15 protein-coding genes are annotated in these 19,067 nt (G+C 38.8%); 8 read left to right on the plus strand and 7 right to left on the minus strand.

What is annotated here, in order from left to right; all coding sequences use genetic code 11:
* Positions 1-70: 70 nt before the first annotated feature.
* From BM141_RS05530 to BM141_RS05560, 7 genes are all read left to right on the plus strand, one after another.
* On the plus strand, positions 71-541 hold the full coding sequence (locus BM141_RS05530; protein ID WP_091541420.1) for a YHS domain-containing (seleno)protein: 471 nt from the start codon (positions 71-73) through the stop codon (positions 539-541).
* A 21-nt stretch (positions 542-562) separates the two neighbouring features.
* Positions 563-976 (plus strand): DM13 domain-containing protein, encoded by a 414-nt coding sequence (locus tag BM141_RS05535; RefSeq protein ID WP_091541423.1) that lies wholly within the window; start codon positions 563-565, stop codon positions 974-976.
* 140 nt (positions 977-1,116) lie between these two features.
* Positions 1,117-1,413 carry a DoxX family protein gene (locus tag BM141_RS05540; RefSeq protein WP_317039432.1) on the plus strand — a complete coding sequence of 99 codons (297 nt, stop codon included), beginning with the start codon at positions 1,117-1,119 and terminating at the stop codon, positions 1,411-1,413.
* Positions 1,414-1,506: 93 nt separating this feature from the next.
* Positions 1,507-1,857 carry a hypothetical protein gene (locus BM141_RS05545; RefSeq protein ID WP_143090811.1) on the plus strand — a complete coding sequence of 117 codons (351 nt, stop codon included), beginning with the start codon at positions 1,507-1,509 and terminating at the stop codon, positions 1,855-1,857.
* A 109-nt stretch (positions 1,858-1,966) separates the two neighbouring features.
* The gene (locus BM141_RS05550) at positions 1,967-4,168 is read left to right on the plus strand and encodes a right-handed parallel beta-helix repeat-containing protein (RefSeq protein ID WP_091541434.1); all 2,202 of its coding nucleotides are present in this window, start codon (positions 1,967-1,969) and stop codon (positions 4,166-4,168) included.
* Between the two features lie 405 nt (positions 4,169-4,573).
* Positions 4,574-5,542: a site-specific tyrosine recombinase XerD gene (xerD, locus tag BM141_RS05555; RefSeq protein ID WP_091541436.1), complete on the plus strand. Its 969-nt coding sequence runs from the start codon at positions 4,574-4,576 to the stop codon at positions 5,540-5,542.
* Positions 5,543-5,633: 91 nt separating this feature from the next.
* Positions 5,634-6,257: a hypothetical protein gene (locus BM141_RS05560; protein WP_143090812.1), complete on the plus strand. Its 624-nt coding sequence runs from the start codon at positions 5,634-5,636 to the stop codon at positions 6,255-6,257.
* An 83-nt stretch (positions 6,258-6,340) separates the two neighbouring features.
* Here BM141_RS05560 and BM141_RS05565 read toward each other — a convergent pair whose 3' ends face one another.
* The 3 genes from BM141_RS05565 to BM141_RS05575 all read right to left on the minus strand — a co-directional run bounded on the left by BM141_RS05565 (position 6,341) and on the right by BM141_RS05575 (position 11,452).
* Positions 6,341-8,518: a S9 family peptidase gene (locus BM141_RS05565; protein ID WP_091541445.1), complete on the minus strand. Its 2,178-nt coding sequence runs from the start codon at positions 8,516-8,518 to the stop codon at positions 6,341-6,343.
* A 61-nt stretch (positions 8,519-8,579) separates the two neighbouring features.
* Positions 8,580-9,677: a lysylphosphatidylglycerol synthase transmembrane domain-containing protein gene (locus BM141_RS05570; RefSeq protein ID WP_091541446.1), complete on the minus strand. Its 1,098-nt coding sequence runs from the start codon at positions 9,675-9,677 to the stop codon at positions 8,580-8,582.
* Positions 9,678-9,778: 101 nt separating this feature from the next.
* A complete protein-coding gene (locus BM141_RS05575; RefSeq protein WP_091541449.1) occupies positions 9,779-11,452 on the minus strand; it encodes a hypothetical protein in 1,674 nt (557 codons plus the stop codon).
* A 204-nt stretch (positions 11,453-11,656) separates the two neighbouring features.
* On the opposite strand from BM141_RS05575, the gene BM141_RS05580 reads away from it, so the two are divergent.
* On the plus strand, positions 11,657-12,952 hold the full coding sequence (locus BM141_RS05580; protein WP_091541451.1) for an HlyD family secretion protein: 1,296 nt from the start codon (positions 11,657-11,659) through the stop codon (positions 12,950-12,952).
* Between the two features lies 1 nt (position 12,953).
* On the opposite strand, the gene gldF is transcribed toward BM141_RS05580, so the two are convergent.
* The 4 genes from gldF to mgtA all read right to left on the minus strand — a co-directional run bounded on the left by gldF (position 12,954) and on the right by mgtA (position 18,963).
* On the minus strand, positions 12,954-13,682 hold the full coding sequence (gene gldF, locus BM141_RS05585; protein WP_091541454.1) for a gliding motility-associated ABC transporter permease subunit GldF: 729 nt from the start codon (positions 13,680-13,682) through the stop codon (positions 12,954-12,956).
* A 22-nt stretch (positions 13,683-13,704) separates the two neighbouring features.
* Positions 13,705-14,316, minus strand: coding sequence for a tetratricopeptide repeat protein (locus BM141_RS05590; protein WP_143090813.1), 612 nt, complete (start codon positions 14,314-14,316; stop codon positions 13,705-13,707).
* Positions 14,317-14,565: 249 nt separating this feature from the next.
* The gene (lepA, locus tag BM141_RS05595; RefSeq protein WP_091541458.1) at positions 14,566-16,353 is read right to left on the minus strand and encodes a translation elongation factor 4; all 1,788 of its coding nucleotides are present in this window, start codon (positions 16,351-16,353) and stop codon (positions 14,566-14,568) included.
* Positions 16,354-16,449: 96 nt separating this feature from the next.
* Positions 16,450-18,963: a magnesium-translocating P-type ATPase gene (gene mgtA, locus BM141_RS05600; RefSeq protein WP_091541462.1), complete on the minus strand. Its 2,514-nt coding sequence runs from the start codon at positions 18,961-18,963 to the stop codon at positions 16,450-16,452.
* Positions 18,964-19,067 lie beyond the last annotated feature (104 nt).

Raw genomic sequence — 19,067 nt, forward strand, 5'->3', positions numbered from 1 at the left:
AGATTAAGAAACTCATAGATTTCCAAATTAAGTTTTCACTGTGTATAATTTAAACGAACAGGTAAAGTCAATGCTAAAACAAGTCTTTTTATTTACTGTAATTATTTTTCTCTTGACGCAAAGCAAGATGACTTTGGCTCAAGATGAGTTAGCAAAGCGAAAGTCCCACTTCAACTTAGAAAAAGGAATCGCCCTGCAAGGATATGACCCTGTATCTTATTTTGATGGAAAACCTACCAAAGGTAATACAAGTATTAAACATACTCACAAAGGAGTAGCTTATTATTTTGTAAATCAAGCTAATGCAGATAAGTTTAAATCAAATCCTGACAAATACGAGCCTGCTTACGGAGGCTGGTGTGCCTATGCGATGGGAGCAAAAGGAGAAAAAGTAAGCATAGACCCTGAGACCTACAAGATTACTAATGGAAAACTTTTTCTATTCTATAATAAGTTTTTTAACAATACATTAAAGGAGTGGAACAAAGACGAAATCAATCTTGGCAAGAAAGCAGATGAAAATTGGAGTAAAATATTTTAACTACCTAATTACTAAATACTTATGAAAAAACTAAGAATAATATTTTTGCTACTGATACTTTTGCTCAATGCGTGTAAGACAAAGGAAACACTGTTGGACGAAATGTTAGATAAATCTAATGCTACTATTGTTTTCAAAGGGAGTTTCCAAAATGCAGTTCACCCTACTTCTGGCATAGCTAAGGTAATTAGGCAAGAAAACAAGAGGTTACTTGTTTTTGAAAACTTCAGAACTGACCCCGGTCCCGATTTGAGGGTTTACTTAGCCACAAGTACCAGCCCTACGGACTTTGTAGAAATTGGTACGCTCAAGGCAAGTAGCGGTAATTTTAGCTACGAACTTGATAGTAATATCAATATTGAACAGAGAAATCATGTCCTGATTTGGTGCAAGCGATTTTCTGTACTTTTTGGTAATGCTAAGTTAGAAAAATAAATACTGCTATTCTTCATTTTTTTAATCAATATTAGTTTATGGACAAAAAACAAAATATAGTTGCTTGAGTAGCCCAAGTCATAGCCGCTATCATCTTATTACAAACCCTCTTTTTCAAGTTTACTGCCGCTTCGGAGTCCGTGTACATCTTCTCCACCTTAGGCATAGAACCAGAGGGACGCATAGGTAGCGGAATAGCCGAGTTAATTGCCGCAGTACTCCTGCTCATACCCCAAGTAGCATGGGCAGGCGGACTGCTCGCTATGGGGGTCATGGCTGGGGCTATTTTCTCTCATCTTACCAAGTTAGGCATTGAGGTTCAGGGAGATGGAGGACAGTTATTTTTCTTGGCTATCATTGTTTTTGTTGCATGTGCGGTGGTAGTCTTTTTGAGAAAAAAGCAAATCCCTATTTTAAATAAATTTCTTAGTAAGTAATTTCTACTTTCTTTACATTAGGATATATGAAGAATTTTTCTTTACTTTGGAATGTGAAAGAAAAAGAAAGTACTCAGAAGTAGAATAAATAGTATGAAAATACCGTCAATAGTCAAGTTGCCAAAGCATAAGCGATTCGAGTATATCCCTCGTTACTACGACCCTATCAAAGATGAGATAAACCAAAAAATCGCACAAGCAAAAAGAGAATTAGAAGCAGAGCAAAATGGCACTTTGAACGGAGAACATTATGTGGGTCGCATACGCGGTAGTTTTCGCAAAAACAGCAGAACTACACGGCAAAGAGCCGACATTTCTCAACCTTTTTTCGTCATGTCGGTCTTAGGTGCGGCTATTGCTTATTATTATTACGGAAATGCGGCTGTCTGGATATTGGCAGTAATGTTCCCGCTCTATTTGTTGATGAAACTTAGAAATAGATAAAATCCTACCCTTAATTCGGTGAAATAAATTGGCTTTGTCAAAGTAAAATCGTGTCAATGCGATTTTACTTTTATTTTTTGTACTTTTAAGGACAAAATTATATTAGCCAATGAAATACAAAAAACTGCTGATTATCATTTTTTTATATTTGATTTTTCTCTCATCTTGCCAAAAGGAAGTGGGTTTAAAAAATAGCCTGATTATCTCGCAAAACAGCGTGATTAAAAGAGATATTTACCAACTCAACGGCAAGAATTCCCTCCAAGAAAGCGTGATTACCATTGAGGGAGAAAACTTAGTAGTTGATTTTCAAGGAGCTACCTTGCAAGGGTCCAATGATATACCTTTGACCTCTCCCGAGAAGTTTTATGGCTTAGGTATTTTGGTCAAAGGCAAAAACATCATGATTAAAAACTTGACTGTCAAAGGCTTTAAGGTAGCTTTGATGGCAATAGATGTAGAAGGTTTGACTATTAGCCATTGCGATTTCAGCTATAACTATCGCCCTCGTTTGTTTAGCAACCAAGAAAGAGAAGACGTAGCCGATTGGATGAGTTATCACCAAAACGAAAAAGATGAATGGTTGCGATATGGGGCTGGTATCTATCTGAAAAATTGCAACAAAGCCCAGATAGATAACTGCACCATTACCAATGGGCAAAATGCCTTGATGATGACTAACTGCCATGATGGACTTTTTTACAACAACAATTTTTCTTTTAACTCTGGCATTGGGATAGGAATGTACCGTTCCAGTCGCAATCAAATCCTATACAATAAGTTAGATTGGAACGTAAGAGGGTATAGCCATGAGGTTTATCAGAGAGGGCAGGACTCCGCAGGGATTTTGGTTTATGAACAAAGCAATGAAAATACCTTTGCTTATAACTCAGTAACACACTCTGGCGATGGATTTTTCCTCTGGGCAGGGCAAAGCACGATGGACACTGGCGAAGGCGGTTGTAACGATAACTTGCTCTACGGTAATGATTTTTCCCATGCGCCTACCAACGGCGTAGAAGTTACTTTTAGTCGTAACAAAATCATTAACAATAGGATAGAAGAATGTAATCATGGTATCTGGGGAGGGTATAGCTACGAAACTTTGATGCTGGGCAATACTTTTAAAAACAACCAAAAATCCATTGCGATTGAACATGGACAAAAAAATGAAATTGCCTATAATCTTTTTGAAAATGAGGCAATAGGCATACACTTGTGGAGCAGGAAAGAACAACCCAAAGACTGGGGCTACGCTCAAAACAGAGATGTCAGGAGTATGGATTATCAAATCTTTGAAAATCAGTTTGTAAGCGTAAGAACTCCTTTTCAAATCTTTGGAAGCGAAAACCTGACTATTAAGAACAATTTGATTAAAAATGCAGGAGATATTCTTAAAAAAGATGATTTGGTGCAGCACTTGACCTTTGAAATGAACGATTCAAGCGTAGTCTTGGCTGAGGCGAGTGAAAAATGGAAAAAGTTTGCTCCTAATATAACTGTCAGTGTCCCCACTGACCGTTCTAATCCCATGCTTCCAGATAATCACCCAAGAGGCAGAAAATACATCATGATGACCGAATACGGAGCTTACAATTTTCAGTACCCTATGTTGTGGTTGAGAAAGCAAGACAGCACGGGGAGGTTACACTTTGAAGTTTTTGGCAAAGAGGGAAATTGGAAAATCAAGAATTTCAAGGGCTTGCAAAAAATCTCGGCAGTCAGTGGCACGATGCCAAGTAGCTTTACTGCGGAAATGGTAAAAAATGAAATGGAAACAGACATAGAGATAGAAGCGGAATACATTGGCAGTGAGGTAGTTTCTCCCTTTGGAGAAATTACCCCCAAAGGACAGCCTTACACATTTGTTTTCAAAAAATATTTTCTCCCTATTGTTTGGCAGGTGAAGTTTTTTGGTTATGAGGAAAAAATAGACTTAGCACATCAGCCGCAAGAGTTAAGCAACATATTGAAAAACAAGCCTTTGAAAGAAGAAAAAACAGATAGATTGGAATATAGATGGTGGAGAAGCATTGGAGAAAACCTGCCTGCTGACTATTTTGTAACTACGGCAGAGGGAGAAGTGGAGGTTACAGGGGAGTTTGAAATTGGGGTAACTGCCGATGACGGGGTGCGGGTGTACGTAGATGACAAATTGGTGATAGATGCTTGGCAACAACGCTTGGGACAGTACGATGAGGCACAGCACTACTTAGCTACCGTCCAACTCAATGGAAAACATAAAATTCGCATCGAGCATTTTGAGAAAACAGGCTTCGCTACGCTGATGTTGAGTATAAATAAATTTTGATTTTCAAGTAGTTGTGCAAATTAAAATAGCCTTCTTATTTTTTCTAACAGTTTTTTCTTTGGTCATTGCAAAGGGAAATATAGCTTTTCCAAAAATTTATTTAATTTTTGGAAACTGTTTGAATTAACTCCATAGGAGTAGAATATTGGTAGGAAATAGATTTTTGAGATAAAAAAAACGTAGGAGTGAAATATGCCACTCTGACGGAGTTATTTTAGCCTAATTATTTTAAGAATTTCTACCAGCATACCATTCCTAACGGAATTAAATATTAACTCAAACAACGTTTAAGATTTTAAATTTGCTAATAGAAAATATAATTTATTGATTTTTCATTTAATAAATTATTTGAAATTAAATTTTTATGTATTATCTTTGTAAAAGCAAACCTTTTATGCTGCATAAATGGAATATACTCAAGAACCAAAGTCCATAGATACTAAAAAAGTACAACAAAGCTGGCATCGCTACATTAAGCAGTTTGAAAATTACTTACGCTTAGAAAAAGCAATGTCTGAAAACTCCATTGAGGCTTATCTCCGAGATATTCAAAAACTCTCTCAGTTTGCTTTTTCACAACTTCCTGATATAGCACCAACTGCTATCACCCCAGACCATTTAGGACAGTTTGTTAAGCATCTACACAGTTTTTCTGTCGCTGACAATTCGCAAGCACGCATTTTAGCAGGTATTCGCTCTTTTTATAAGTTTTTGGAAGAGGAAAATGCAATAAGTGATAATCCTACTGACCACATCGTTAGACCTCAACTCAAACAAACACTTCCCGATGTCTTGGATTTTTGGGAGATAGAAAAGATGCTTAACAGCATAAATCTTTCTACTAACGAAGGAATGAGAAATAGAGCCATTTTAGAAACTTTGTATAGTTGTGGGTTGAGGGTAAGCGAACTAATAAACTTGCGACTGACCGATTTGTTTTTTGAGGTAGGTTTTCTGAAAGTTTTTGGCAAAGGAAGCAAAGAGCGTTTAATCCCTTTGGGCAAAGATGCTACTAAGTTTTTGCAGATTTATATAGAGCAGATTCGCTGCCACATCAAGCCCAAGTCAGGGCAGGAAAATATCGTTTTCCTTAATAAACGAGGTACAGCCTATACGCGTATGACCATTTTTAACATAGTCAAAGCCATAGCAGAGGAAGCAGGGGTCAAAAAAACAGTAAGCCCACATACTTTTCGCCATTCCTTTGCTACTCACCTCATAGAAGGAGGAGCAGACTTGCGTGCTGTTCAGGAGATGCTTGGGCATGAGTCCATAGTTACTACGGGCATTTACACGCACTTAGACCGCGAATACCTCCGCCAAATTATCCAAGAGCATCACCCAAGAGCCAAGCGCAAAAGCAAAGAAGGGTGAATTTACACGATTGACTTTGGCGTATTATTTGAAATAAAGGAGTAGTAAAGTGTATTACATGATTTCTTAGACTAATTTATTTTTTTATAATATGTTGAGAATAAGTTTTTTATCTCTTATTGTGCTGATATTGTCATCATTTGTCAGTGATACTCCTAAGATGGTGCGTAAAACGCTGGCTCGTAACATTACCGCACTAATGCCAGAGGATTTTCGCCCTATGACTGATGCTGAGATGGCTTCTAAATATTTCACTTACCGCAAACCTGTGGCGATGTTTACCAACCAAGATGCTACGGTGGACTTCGGTTTTAATGTAGCAGCGACCACTTGGAAATATGAAGACTTGGCTCTTTTGCAAAAGTTTTACAAAGCCTCTATCCAAAATCTTTATACAAGCGTAGATGGCAATGCCTCCTCTAAAACGCAGGACAATAAGCCTACTACCTCCAGCGGTAAACCTACAGAAAGTATCCACATGATTCAAGAGGGTATCAAAGAAATTAATAAGCGAAAATTTATCGTTTTTGAATTTGTTGGGGAAACCAAAACAGATGCCAATAGCCCTATTCAAAGAGCTAAAAGAGTTTATACTTATATCCAATATACCATAGTAGATGAGGAAGTATATATTTTTAACTTCTCTGCTCCTGCTCATTTACAGAAATACTGGTCGCCTATCGCTAAGCAAATGATGGAAAGTTTGAAAATGTAGAAACAGCTTTTCAAAAGGTACTTGAAAGCTGAAATATAAAAAAGCCCTCATAGCTAAAAATGAGGGCTTTTTTATAGCGTTTATTAGAGATTTTTTAAAATAAAATCAGTCATCAATTGGTGGCGGTGCATGGTAGCATTGTTCCCTCCTATGCCGTGATTGCGGTCAGGATAGTAAAAAGACTGAAACTGCTTACCTGACCTAATGAGTGCCTCTTGGAGAGCTACTGCATTTTGGAAGTGAACGTTATCGTCGCCTGTTCCATGCATGATGAGGTACGCCCCTTTGAGTTTACTTGCATGATACACAGGTGAATACTGGTCGTAGCCGTCAGGGTTGTCTTGAGGGCGTTTTAGGTATCGCTCCGTATAAATGGTATCGTAGTACCTCCAATTAGTTACGGGCGCACCTGCTATGGCGGCTTTGAAAACATCTGCCCCTAATAGTAAGCAAAGGGTACTCATATAGCCACCGTAGCTATGTCCGTAAATACCAATGCGGTCTTTGTCTATGTAAGGCAGTGAGCCTAAATACTTTGCGGCATCTATTTGGTCTTGAACTTCATACTTGCCTAAGTTAGCATAGGTTACTTTTTTGAAATCAGCCCCTCTGAAGCCTGTGCCTCTATTGTCCACACAAGCTACAATGTAGCCTTCTTGATTGAGCAAATTGAACCAACTGACTGCACTCCAATTGTCTGCTACTTGTTGCGAACCTGGTCCCCCGTAAACAAACATTAATACAGGATATTTTCTGCTCGCATCAAAATTGGAGGGTTTGAGCATATAACCGTTCAGTTCTGTTCCGTCAGGGGTTTTGAATTGGAAAAACTCTTTGGTGCTGATACCATATTCTTTGTATTTTTCCAAGAGATGGCTGTTATTTTTGAGTTCTTTGATGAGGGTATTTTTGCTGGTTTCCCAGAGGGTAATGCGCAGTGGACTTTGAGCGTTGCTGTGATAAAGCATATAGTATTTGAAATCACGGCTAAGGTTAGGCGTATTCGTTCCCTTTTCTGTACTTAATTTTTTCTTGTTTTTACCTTGAATATCAATGCTATAAAAATGTCTTTCTAAGGGAGAAATCTCCGTAGAAGTGTAGTAAAGCACAGGCACTTTGGGCTTTTCATCTATGCCCAAGAAGTTTACTACTTCCCACTTGCCCGTAGTGATTTGCCTTACCAATTTCCCTGTAAGTTCGTACAAGTATAAGTGCTTAAAACCGTCTTTTTCAGAAGAATAAATAAAATGCTTGCCATCTTTGAGGTAAACTACATCATCAAAAAAGTCTGCTTCTAAGTATTGTGGGCTTTCTTCGGTAAGGATAGCTTTGGTTGCGCCTGTACCGGCATCGGTGTGTAGTATTTCCATTTTATTTTGTAAGCGGTTCATTCTCAACACTGCCAATACATTGCTGTCATTTGTCCACTTGATTCTTGGAATGTAAATATCTTTTTCCGTCCCAATGTCGACCTTGACAGATTTTTCGCTTTTGAGGTCATAAATGGAAATAGTGATTTCTGAATTAGCCTCTCCTGCCTTGGGGTATTTGAATTTGTAGTCTTCTGGATAGAGTTTTCCGTTCTTCCACATTTGCATATTGTACTCTTTGACTTTGCTCTCATCAAAGGTATAAAAAGCAATTTTTTGACCGTCGGGCGACCAAAAAAAGGCTTTAGCAAAGCTAAATTCTTCCTCATACACCCAATCTGCACTACCGTTGATTATAAAATTCCACTTGCCGTCAGTAGTGATTTGCGTTTCTTTATTGCTTTGCAAATCAACAAAAAAGAGGTTGTTATCTCGGCAGAAAGCTACCTTTGAGCCATCAGGAGAAAAAGTAGCATAAGACTGCTTGCCTCCTTTGGAAAGTTGCTTTAACTGTTTGGTAGCCAAATCATAAACATAATAATTTGCCTTGAAAGAGCGTCTGTAGATAGACTCAAAACTCGTCATGAATAGGATTTGCTTTTCGTCAGCACTGAACTCGTATGCGATAAAATCAATAGCAGGAGCAAGGTCTGCCCCGCTTACAATCGTAGCTACTTTCTGTCCCGTAGTAACATCGTATTTAACTATGTCATTCCCCTCTTGGGCAGAGTAAAATTTACCATCATTCATCCAATTTACCCCTGCTACGGACTGTGCCCTAAAAGTCCCTCGCTCAAAAATATCAGAAAGGGTAATTTTTTTTTGTGCAAATAGGTGGTCCGCTAATAGCAATAAGCAAAGTAGCTGTATGAGTAAGAATCGTCTTTTCATATTTATATGTATTTTAAATGATATTTTCTAAACCTTATTCACAAGGGCAGAGAGTATTTATCTAATTTGAAGAAGTTTCTTTATGTATTTGCTTTTTTTGTCGCAAGCCTGTTTTTATTAGCCACCTTGGCAACACGATAGCACCGACTAAAAGATAGGGATAGTAAGTAAACAATCTCCAAAACTGCGCAACAGCATTGCTAAATGAGCCAATAAATTCATAGAAAAAGCGTCCAAAAACCAATTCTGCTAAGCCTGCCGCCCCGGGCGTAGGTGAAATAAGCATGATTATCCACATGAGGATATGGCGAGCAAAAATGAGCCAATGCCCTGATACAGAAATATCTGTAAAGGCTTCTAATAAGCAGTTCACCATTAGATAACGCGCCGCCCATACAAAGAGCGTAGAAAGCCCTGCCTTCCACCAATAGCCACCACCTACTCCCTTGAGTTCGGCAGAGGCGATAATGACCTCATCTCCGCTTTCTGCTGCTGCTTTTTGCCACCTTTTCAGGAAAGGAATGGAAGTTACTTTTATCAAAAACCACTTAAAGGCTTCTGGTTTGACTAACAATCCTATGGCAAAAAAGACATTATAAACAAAAATTAGAAAATAACTTGCCCAAAAAGTAACCTTCAGCCCCATAGAAAGAAAGCCAAAATCTCCAAACTGACTCTCGTTGGGAAACACTGTGCCGTCGGTCAGTAACAGAGCTAAAGGAGCAGCTATCAAAAAAAAGGAATTATCCAATAACGCTGTTACCATGACATACGCCAAGGATTTGCCAAAGGAAATGCCTTCTCTATTGAGTATGAATACTGCTACTGCCGTTCCCCCAATGGCGGAGGGTGTTACCGCAGAAGAAAATTCCCAAAGTAAAATAACATAAATGCTTGATGACCAACTGAGTGCTTTTTGGGTAACATGTCGAATACGATATATATAGCCTGCATCTCTCACTACCAACACCACTACTGCCATCGCAATCCAAAAGGCACTTGCTTGGCTAAAGCGGGTAATGAGTTCGCTTGCGTCCATGTTGGTAGAGAAATCATATACCACATAAGACAAACCTATCAAAATAGGAATAATTACTCTGGTGGGGCTTAGGGTTTGGAGTACCTTTTTTTGTTCTTTTTCCGACTGATGTGCTTCCATTTAAACGGTTTTTAGTATCTAACGTTCCATTCTTAGATAATTTTATCTTGAAAACGACAAATTTACCAATAAATACTTCACAAGGCAAGATTCTTATTCAATCATTTCTTTTCAAAAACCAAAATACCAAAACTTTGGTCAGCGGCAACAATCTGATTGAGGGTTTCGTACTGATTGGGCTTTTCTGTAAAATAATTATACATCAGGCTCTCTGCACGCATCTTAGGGCGATACGAGTAATGAGAATCCCAGATAATCACACTGCCTTTGGGGGCATCTTTCAAAAACTTTTCTTCTATGGCTTTAGGTTTGGTTTGGAAATCGTAAGGGGTTCGCCCTAAATAATAGTAAAACATTTCATGATGCACAAATAGCTGAGGTGGCTCTCCCTTAGCGAGTTCGTACTGCTCGTACCACTTTGCCAAATTTTTACAAGCCTTGTCCTCTTCAGAAAGTTTAATAGGACGCACTGTAACCAAGACAATAAAAAAAGCGACTACACTTAGCCCAATCAGGTCTTGTTTCAACTTCAAAGGCAAAATCATCAGAAACAGACTTGCAATTACCCCTATCAAAGGAATCCAATCTCTTTCTTCTTCATTGAAAATCACAAAGTTATGCGGGTGAGTCATAAAGATAGCTACCAATAAGGTAAACACGCTCATCAAAATCAAAATCTGAGGTTTATAAAGACTTAGCTTGAATTTTTCTACTTGCAAAGTTCCCAAAATGGCTACCAAAGGCGAAATGATTAGCAAATAACGCAAATTTCCGCCCGTAGCGGGACCAATCTGTAAAGTTTGGGAATTAAAAATACAATTCATTAGAAAATAAAGTACACTCACTGCCAAGATTAGGTTTGCTTTGTCTTTTAGCCCTGCGTAAAAGCCTGTTTTACTTCTCCAATTACTTACCCGTTCAAATAACCAAGTCCAGAGATAAGCCACCCCAAGCGTAACGGCTACACTTCCAAAAATAGTAATAGACATTTTGAAATAGTGCATAAATCCTTTCCGAGGGTACTGCCCTGCAATCTGCTCGCTTGTGCCAAGAATTTGATTTAGCAAATAGAGTGGGTCGCCTGTTACTGCCATGCCCCAAACCTGATGCACCAAAGGGAACACACCTAACAAAAGTGCAGGGATAAATCGCTTATTTACTACTAAATAAAGGAAATAAAGCCCCAAAATAGGATAAAATTCCTGCCTAATAAAAGCGATATAACTTGCTGATAAAGAAGCAAAAATATGTTTTTCTTTGTAATGAAAATAGATAGTGATGGAAAGTAACAAAGCAGTAATCAATTCGGAATAATTTCTAAAAGCCAAGTTAATCCAAAGCGGCTGAGTAGCTGTAAGTACAAATGCCAAAATCGCTATCTTGCTACCTAATAATTTAGCGATTTGGTAAGCAAAAAAGCAAGTAAAGGCGGCAACCAGACAGTTGATAAGCATGACAAAATCACTCCCTAAGAGCGAAGGCAAGGCATACAATAGCTTGTATCCGGGTTTTGCCCAGTTACTCAATACAGAATTAGGGTTGTGCCAAAACCCTTTCATAGAAACAAAATGTGCCGCTTCGTCTTGCTGATAAAAGCCATCTGCACTGCGAGAGTACAAGAAATAAAGCCCCGCCAAAGCCAAAGTAATCCCTAACATCTGTTGGGCAGAGAAGGCAAAAATAGGAGAGGAGTGAATAGAAGACGGTTGAGCAATCGCTTGCTTCTTATTTTCAGTTTTTATTTGCAGTGTTTGTTTATTTTGTTTCTTAGCCATGTTAGACAAATTTGGCTCTAAAAATAGGCATTTTAAGTAAATTTTTTCTGATTCCTCCAAAAATTTCGCTGAACTCAGTGATTTATACACCCAAACCCTATAAATTCACAGCTAAAAATATCAAACAGGTAAAACTTCCAATTTCTCAGAAGATAGAAAGTTTTAGAAAAAGTATTTTTTAAATCAAATTTTTATTTTTAAACTTTGGAAATCAAAGACTTAGAATTTCGCAGTGAGGAAGCACAAGAGGTGCTGACGCGTATGCCCTCGTGGATTATCCGTTGGGGCATGACGGTCGTCTTTGCGGCGGTTGCGATTCTGCTAATTATCTCTTTTTTAGTCAAATATCCTGACACTATCCAGTCAAAAGTCAATATTACTACTCAGCATCTTCCTGCCAATATCATTGCTAAGTACAATGGAAAGATAGAAAAACTTTTTGTGAGAGAAAACCAAGTAGTCAAAGCAGGTGAGCATTTGGTTTTATTGGAAAATCCTGCGGACTACGAGGACATGCTCAAAGTCCAAGAATGGTTCAAAAGGTTTCATAATCAGCTAATTAAAACTAATATTTTGACCTCTCCCTTGCCAGACAAGGTGAATTTGGGCATGGCACAGAATAGCTACGCCAGCTTGCTCAAAGCCATGCGAGAGTACAAGTTTTTTGTAGTCAAAGATTTTGATGTGAGCAAGATTGCCCGCCTCAACGAGCAGATTAACTCCCACGAAGTTTTGAAGTCGCGCCTCATAGAGCAGAAAAAAATCATGCAAGCCGCTTTTAAACTCACTGCCAATAAATACGAAAACGATAAACTTTTTCTTAAAAAAGAGGTCATTTCGCAGTTGGAGTTTGATAACAATGAAAAGCAGTACCTGAAAGAAAAATATGACTTAGAAAATATTGAAATTCAAATCATTAATACGCAAATTAAAATTCAAGAGTTAGAGAAACAAATTTTAGAACTTTCCCAGCACCAAGAGCAAAGCGATAATGATAAACTTGACGATTTGAAAAAATTAGCCTTGAACTTAGAGGCAGACTTGGCAAGTTGGGAAGAGCATTACCTTATCAAAGCACCCGTAGATGGGCAAGTTTCCTTTTTTAAGTTTTGGGCAGAAAAGCAATACGTAAATGAAGGGGCAGAAATTTTATACATTAAGCCTGACAATCAAGAGCTTTTTGCTTACGCTTATGTAAACTCTGATAATTTTGGGAAAATAAAAGTAGGGCAAGAAGCCCGTATTCGCTTAGACGGTTATCCTTTCAAAGAGTTTGGCGTAGTCAATGCCATAGTTACCTCTAAGTCCGAATTTGCCAGAGAGGGCAAATACATGGTCAAACTCTCCCTACCGCAAGGGTTAAAAACAAGCTATGGCAAAGTCTTGGATTTTACCCAAGATATGCAAGGTGAGGTGCGCATCATCACAGAGGATTTGCGGCTCATAGAAAGGATTTTTTATCAATTCAGATACCTCATAGAAGGTGAATACAGTGGATAGTTTACCACTTGCGACTTCTTAGCACCAAATACGTAGCATATAAAAAGAGTACAATTAGGCTCAAAAAATAAGCTAAATCGCGAGAATCTATCAGCCCCCTACTTACAGAAATGTAGTGATAGTCTATGCCTAACTGACTGATGAAGTAAGCCCCACTTCCCCAAAAACTCAGGCTCGCCAAAGAAGATATACCTGTATAGAGAATAAAGCAAAAAAATACTGCTAAGATAAAAGCAACTACTTGGTTGTCTGTAAGAATAGAAGCAAAAACGCCAATAGCAGTAAAAACGCCTCCTAACAAAATGAGTCCGATATAAGAGCCAATCACTGCGGCAGTATCTATGTTGCCTTGTGGAGAACCTAACTCGACAATGGTGTAATAGTAAATCAGCGTAGGCAGTAGAGAAAAAAGCACCAATACCAAACTTGCCAAGTATTTGCCTACGATGAGTTGCAGGTCGGTCAGAGGACGAGTAAGCAATAGTTCCATAGTCCCAGATTTGCGTTCTTCGGCAAAAGTTCGCATCGTAATGGCAGGAATGAGAAATAAATATACAAAAGGAGTCACAGAAAACAGGGTTTCCATAGTAGCAAAACCGTAGTTAAGCACTTCTGTTTCAGGGAAAACCCACATGAATAAACCTATTCCTGTTAGGAAAATAATAAGGACAATGTAGCCCACCAAGGAGCTAAAAAAGCTATTGAGTTCTTTGGCAAGAATAGCAAGCATAGATTAGAATAATTTGGAAACTCTACTTTTTCTTTTTCAATACAAAGCTAACAAATTCTTGGAAAACTTCTTTGGAAGAAAAAACTTGTTTGGAAATACTCAGGAAATACGAAAGACTAAACTTGTTAGAAGCTTTCTTTGCTTTTGCTTTTTCAACTCCTTGATTTTCTATTTTTTGCGTTTTTTCTTCTTGTTTTTCTTCTAATCCAAAGGCAAAACCATATTTTTCAACTAAGTCATCTGCCTGCTTAAATTTTTGCTCTGCGGCTTGCTTATACCCCAATTTTTCCTCTAAAAGACCGAGATTGTTATAAGCCACCATGTCCTCTGGGTCAAGGGCTATAGCTTTCTGGTAATCCTCGATAGCCCCCGCCAAATCTCCCAAAGCCTCTTTGATAAAGGCGCGACTTGAGTAGCGATAGGGATTGTTAGGTTCTAAGTTTTGCGCTTGGTCGAGCAGTTCCAACGCCTCCAATTTCCTGTTTAAGTGAAAGAGTGTTACCGCCTTATCGCTGATGATAGTAGCGTTGTAGGTTTGTTCTTTCAGTGCCTTTTCAAAACTTTGCAAAGCTAACTCATACTTTCTTTGATGCAAATAATTCAGTCCTTGTTGATAAAATGCTTCTGATGACATGGCGTAATTTTGTTTGTATGCGTTAGTATTGACTGCACTTTTCTGCAAATCTCCTTCTGTTTTTATATCCTATGAAAATCATATACTTCCGATTTGAAAACTTTACACTTGCTTTTTTAAAATAACCTTAATGGCTACCAATAACTAATAATCTTGTTTTTTTTTGACCAATAAGGATATAGGTTGGTAAGTAAGAGGTTTGCAAGTTTTTTCATAAAGTATCAAACTTTTCAAAAATTTGGCTTTCCACTAATCTATCTTTAGCACCGCCATAAACGCCTCTTGGGGAACTTCTACGCTACCGATTTGACGCATACGCTTTTTCCCTTTTTTCTGCTTTTCTAAGAGTTTGCGCTTACGAGAAATATCCCCACCGTAGCACTTTGCCAATACGTTTTTACGCATGGCACTGATAGTTTCGCGGGCAATGATTTTTCCGCCTATTGCCGCTTGGATAGCGATTTCGAACTGCTGCCTTGGTACGAGTTCTTTGAGTTTTTCGCAAAGCCTTTTGCCCCATTCGTATGCCTTATCTTTGTGCACTATGGCAGAGAGGGCATCTACCCTGTCCCCGTTGAGCATGATGTCCAACTTCACCATTTTGCTTTCTTTCATTCCTATCAGCTCGTAGTCAAGGGAAGCATAGCCTCTCGAGATACTTTTCAGTTTATCAAAAAAATCAAAGACAATTTCTGATAAAGGCATTTCAAAAATCAACTCTACTCTGTCGGCGGTGATATAAGATTGATTTTTCAAAATTCCTCTTTTGTCCATACAAAGTTTCATGATAGCCCCTATATAGTCCGATTTGCTAATGATTTGGGCTTTTACATAGGGTTCTTCTATGTGGTCTATATAACTTGCGTCGGGCATCTCTGAAGGAGCACTTACTTTGACTACTTCTTTGTTAGTCAAATAGACATCGAACTGCACAGAGGGAACGGTCGTGATGACTGTCATATCAAACTCTCTCTCGAGGCGTTCCTGCACTATTTCCATGTGCAACATTCCCAAGAAACCACAACGGAAGCCAAAGCCCAAAGCGGCAGAAGTTTCAGGCTCCCAAACCAAAGAAGCATCATTGAGTTGGAGTTTTTCCATAGAGGCTCTTAGCTCCTCAAACTCGCTGGTTTCCACAGGGTAAATCCCTGCAAAGACCATAGGTTTTACGTCCTCAAAACCTTTGATAGCTTCTGCACAAGGTCTTTCTACGTGGGTAATCGTATCCCCTACCTTGACCTCTTTGGCATTTTTAATCCCTGAAATCAAATAGCCTACATCGCCGCACCCAATCTCCATTTTAGGCACTTGCTCAAACTTCAAAGTTCCTACTTCATCAGCAAAGTAGGTTTTATCCGTAGCTACGAATTTTACCTTGTCATTCTTGCGAATTTTGCCATTCATTACTCTGAAATACACCTCTATACCTCTGTAAGAGTTAAATACAGAATCAAAAATCAGGGCTTGCAGGGGAGCATCAGGGTCGCCATCTGGGGCAGGGATTCGCTCTACTACGGCATCTAAAATTTCCTTGATGCCTATGCCTTCTTTCCCACTTGCGGGAATAATGTCTTCTCTTTTGCAACCAATAAGTTCTACTATTTGGTCTTTCACTTCCTCTGGCATGGCACCGGGAAGGTCTATTTTATTCATGACAGGGATAATCTCCAAGTCTTGCCCAATCGCCATGTAGAGATTGGAAATAGTCTGTGCCTCTACTCCCTGAGCTGCATCTACCAAAAGCAAAGCCCCTTCGCAAGCGGCAATGGAACGAGATACTTCGTAGGCAAAGTCCACGTGTCCCGGTGTATCTATCAGGTTTAAAATATATTCTTCACCATTATAGTTGTAAGTCATTTGGATAGCATGGCTTTTGATAGTAATGCCTCGTTCGCGTTCCAAGTCCATGTTGTCCAATAGCTGGTCTTGCATTTCTCTTTTGGAAATGGTATTAGTATATTCCAATAACCTATCGGCAAGGGTACTTTTGCCGTGGTCTATGTGTGCAATGATACAAAAATTGCGTATGTTTTTCATATATAATTACTTACCTATAATAGGTATGAATGAATTTGTCTTTTAACTTGCAAAATTACAAAATAAATTGTATAAAGAAAATGTTTAGACTATTGCTTATAACAATTTCCTATAAAACCACAGTTTTAAGAGTTCGGCACAAGCCAAATACCCTAATACAATCAGCACTATTGCCCAATAAAGCGAAGTAGGCAGGGCAACAAAGCCAAAAGAACTCGCCAGAGGACTAAACGGAAGGTAGAAAACAACTAAAACCGTAAGCAAAATCATCAAAGCCAGAGGACGACTCGGCTTGCTACGAAGGAAAAAAGTGCGAGTTCGCACTACGAAAACGATGCAAGTTGCTGAGGCTATAGACTCCACAAACCACCCTGTTTGGAATAGTTTTTCGTTTGCCTCGAAAATGAATAGTAACACAGCAAAACTCAAATAGTCAAAAACAGAACTAAGCAAGCCAAAGTAAATCATAAATCGGCGAATAAATTTTAAATCCCATTGAGCAGGTCTGTTTATCATTTCCTTTTCTACATGGTCAGAAGCTATCATCATTTCTGGCATATCGGTAAGCAAATTGGTCAGAAGGATTTGCTTAGGCAAGAGTGGCAGAAAGGGCAGAAATAGCGAAGCCCCTGCTACGCTGAACATATTGCCAAAATTGGCACTTGTTGCCATGAAAACATATTTCATGGTATTGGCAAAAGTTTTCCTTCCTTCTTTTACTCCATTGATAAGCACATTCAAATCGCTTTCCAATAGCACCATATCTGCCGACTCTTTGGCAACATCTACGGCGGTATCTACTGAAATCCCCACATCTGCCGCATGGAGCGCAGAAGCATCGTTAATCCCATCGCCCATGTATCCAACTACAAAACCTGCTTTTTTCAGTGCCAAAACGATGCTTTCTTTTTGGTTAGGCTCTATTTCTGCAAAAACATTAGTATCGCTAACCTTGTGAAGTAATGCCTCATTTGAGAGTTGGCGAATTTCTGTACCTGTCAATATCTTTACTTGTTCAAAACCAATATTTTGTGCTACACTTTGTGCTACTAAAAGGTTATCGCCTGTAATCATTTTTAGGCTAATTCCCAAATGTTTTAATTCGCTGATTGTTTGAGTAATGTCTTCTTTGGGTGGGTCTAAAAGGGTAATGAATCCCAAGAAAATCAATTCATTTTCATCTTGGGGAGAAATCGTCGTTTTTTCTAATTTCTTATAGGCTATGCCCAATGTCCGCAGCCCACTATGGCTAAATTTTTCAAACTTTTCTTGAATAGTATTTTGATAATCGCCTAAATCTTTTAGCTCACCGTCAGTTTCTATTTTTGAACAAACTGAAAGGATATTTTTGAGTGCGCCCTTGCTTATTAGTATATTGCCCTCTTGGCTTGAAACCAAGACCGAAAGACGTTTGCGAATAAAATCGTAGGGAATTTCATCTTGCTTAGCATAGGAGGAAAAATTAGGAAAACTAAATACTTGAATGGCTTGGTCTATGGGATTTTTGAAACCTTGTTGGAGAGAAGCATTGAGAACGGCATATTGAAGGATTTTTTCACTTTGAACCTCATGCACATCTACGAATTGACTTACTTTTACTTGTCCTTCGGTGAGTGTGCCTGTTTTGTCAGAGCAAAGTACATTCATGCTTCCAAAATTCTCGATGGCAGAAAGCCGCTTGACTATTACTTTTTTCTGTGCCATTCGCCTTGCGCCCTTAGAGAGATTGACGCTGATGATAGCAGGAAGCAACTGAGGAGTAAGCCCAACGGCAATAGCGAGAGAAAACAAAAAAGCATCGAGCATGGGTTTTTGCAGGGCTACGTTTAGAGCAAAAATGATAAACACCAAGATAAGCGTAACTTCCGTAAGCAAGAATCCAAAATGCCTAATCCCTTTTTCAAAATCGGTTTCAGGAGGCAGTAGATTGATACTGTGAGCTATTTTGCCCAACTCTGTATTTTTTCCTGTGCTAACTACTAAGGCTTTCCCACTTCCGCTGATGACGTTTGAACCCATGAAAAGTGAGTTAGTTCGCTTTGCTAAAGGAGTTTCCACTGGTAGTTTCCCTGTAGATTTATCTATGGGAAAAGACTCTCCTGTAAGGCTAACTTCATTAACTATCAGGTTATTGGATTCTAAAATCAAGCAATCTGCAGGAATAACATCTCCTGCACTTAGCCAGAGGACATCTCCCTTGACTACCTCCTCGAGAGGAATGGCAGTTTTTTGCTTATCTCGGTAAACCGTAGCGGTAACTTTGACAGCAGAAAGTAGCTTTTGCATAGCAGAAGATGCCCTTTTTTCCTGCCAAAAACTCAACAAACCGCTCAACAAAATAATGATGAAAATAATCACTGCATCAGTTGGGTCATTGAGTAAAAAAGACAGAATTGCTGCAAATATTAGCAACAGGGAAATAGGACTTTTGAACTGATTGATGAGGAGCAGAAAAGTGCTTGCTCTTTGGCTTTCTTTGATGCTATTTTTCCCAAACTGTCTGAGGCGATTCTTTGCTTCTGCGGAGCTAAGTCCCTCAGCTTTACTTTGTACTTGGGTAAAGGCTTCTTCTAACGAAAAACTCCAAAAGGGTAAATGATTGATTGGCATAAGAGATGAAGATAAAACATAAAAATAGCATAATTATTTACCACAAGAACACAAATGCCACAAGTTTTATTATTTACCCTTGTGAATCTTGTGAACTTATGGTT

The organism is Thermoflexibacter ruber, from assembly GCF_900113045.1.
Classification (GTDB): domain Bacteria; phylum Bacteroidota; class Bacteroidia; order Cytophagales; family Thermoflexibacteraceae; genus Thermoflexibacter; species Thermoflexibacter ruber.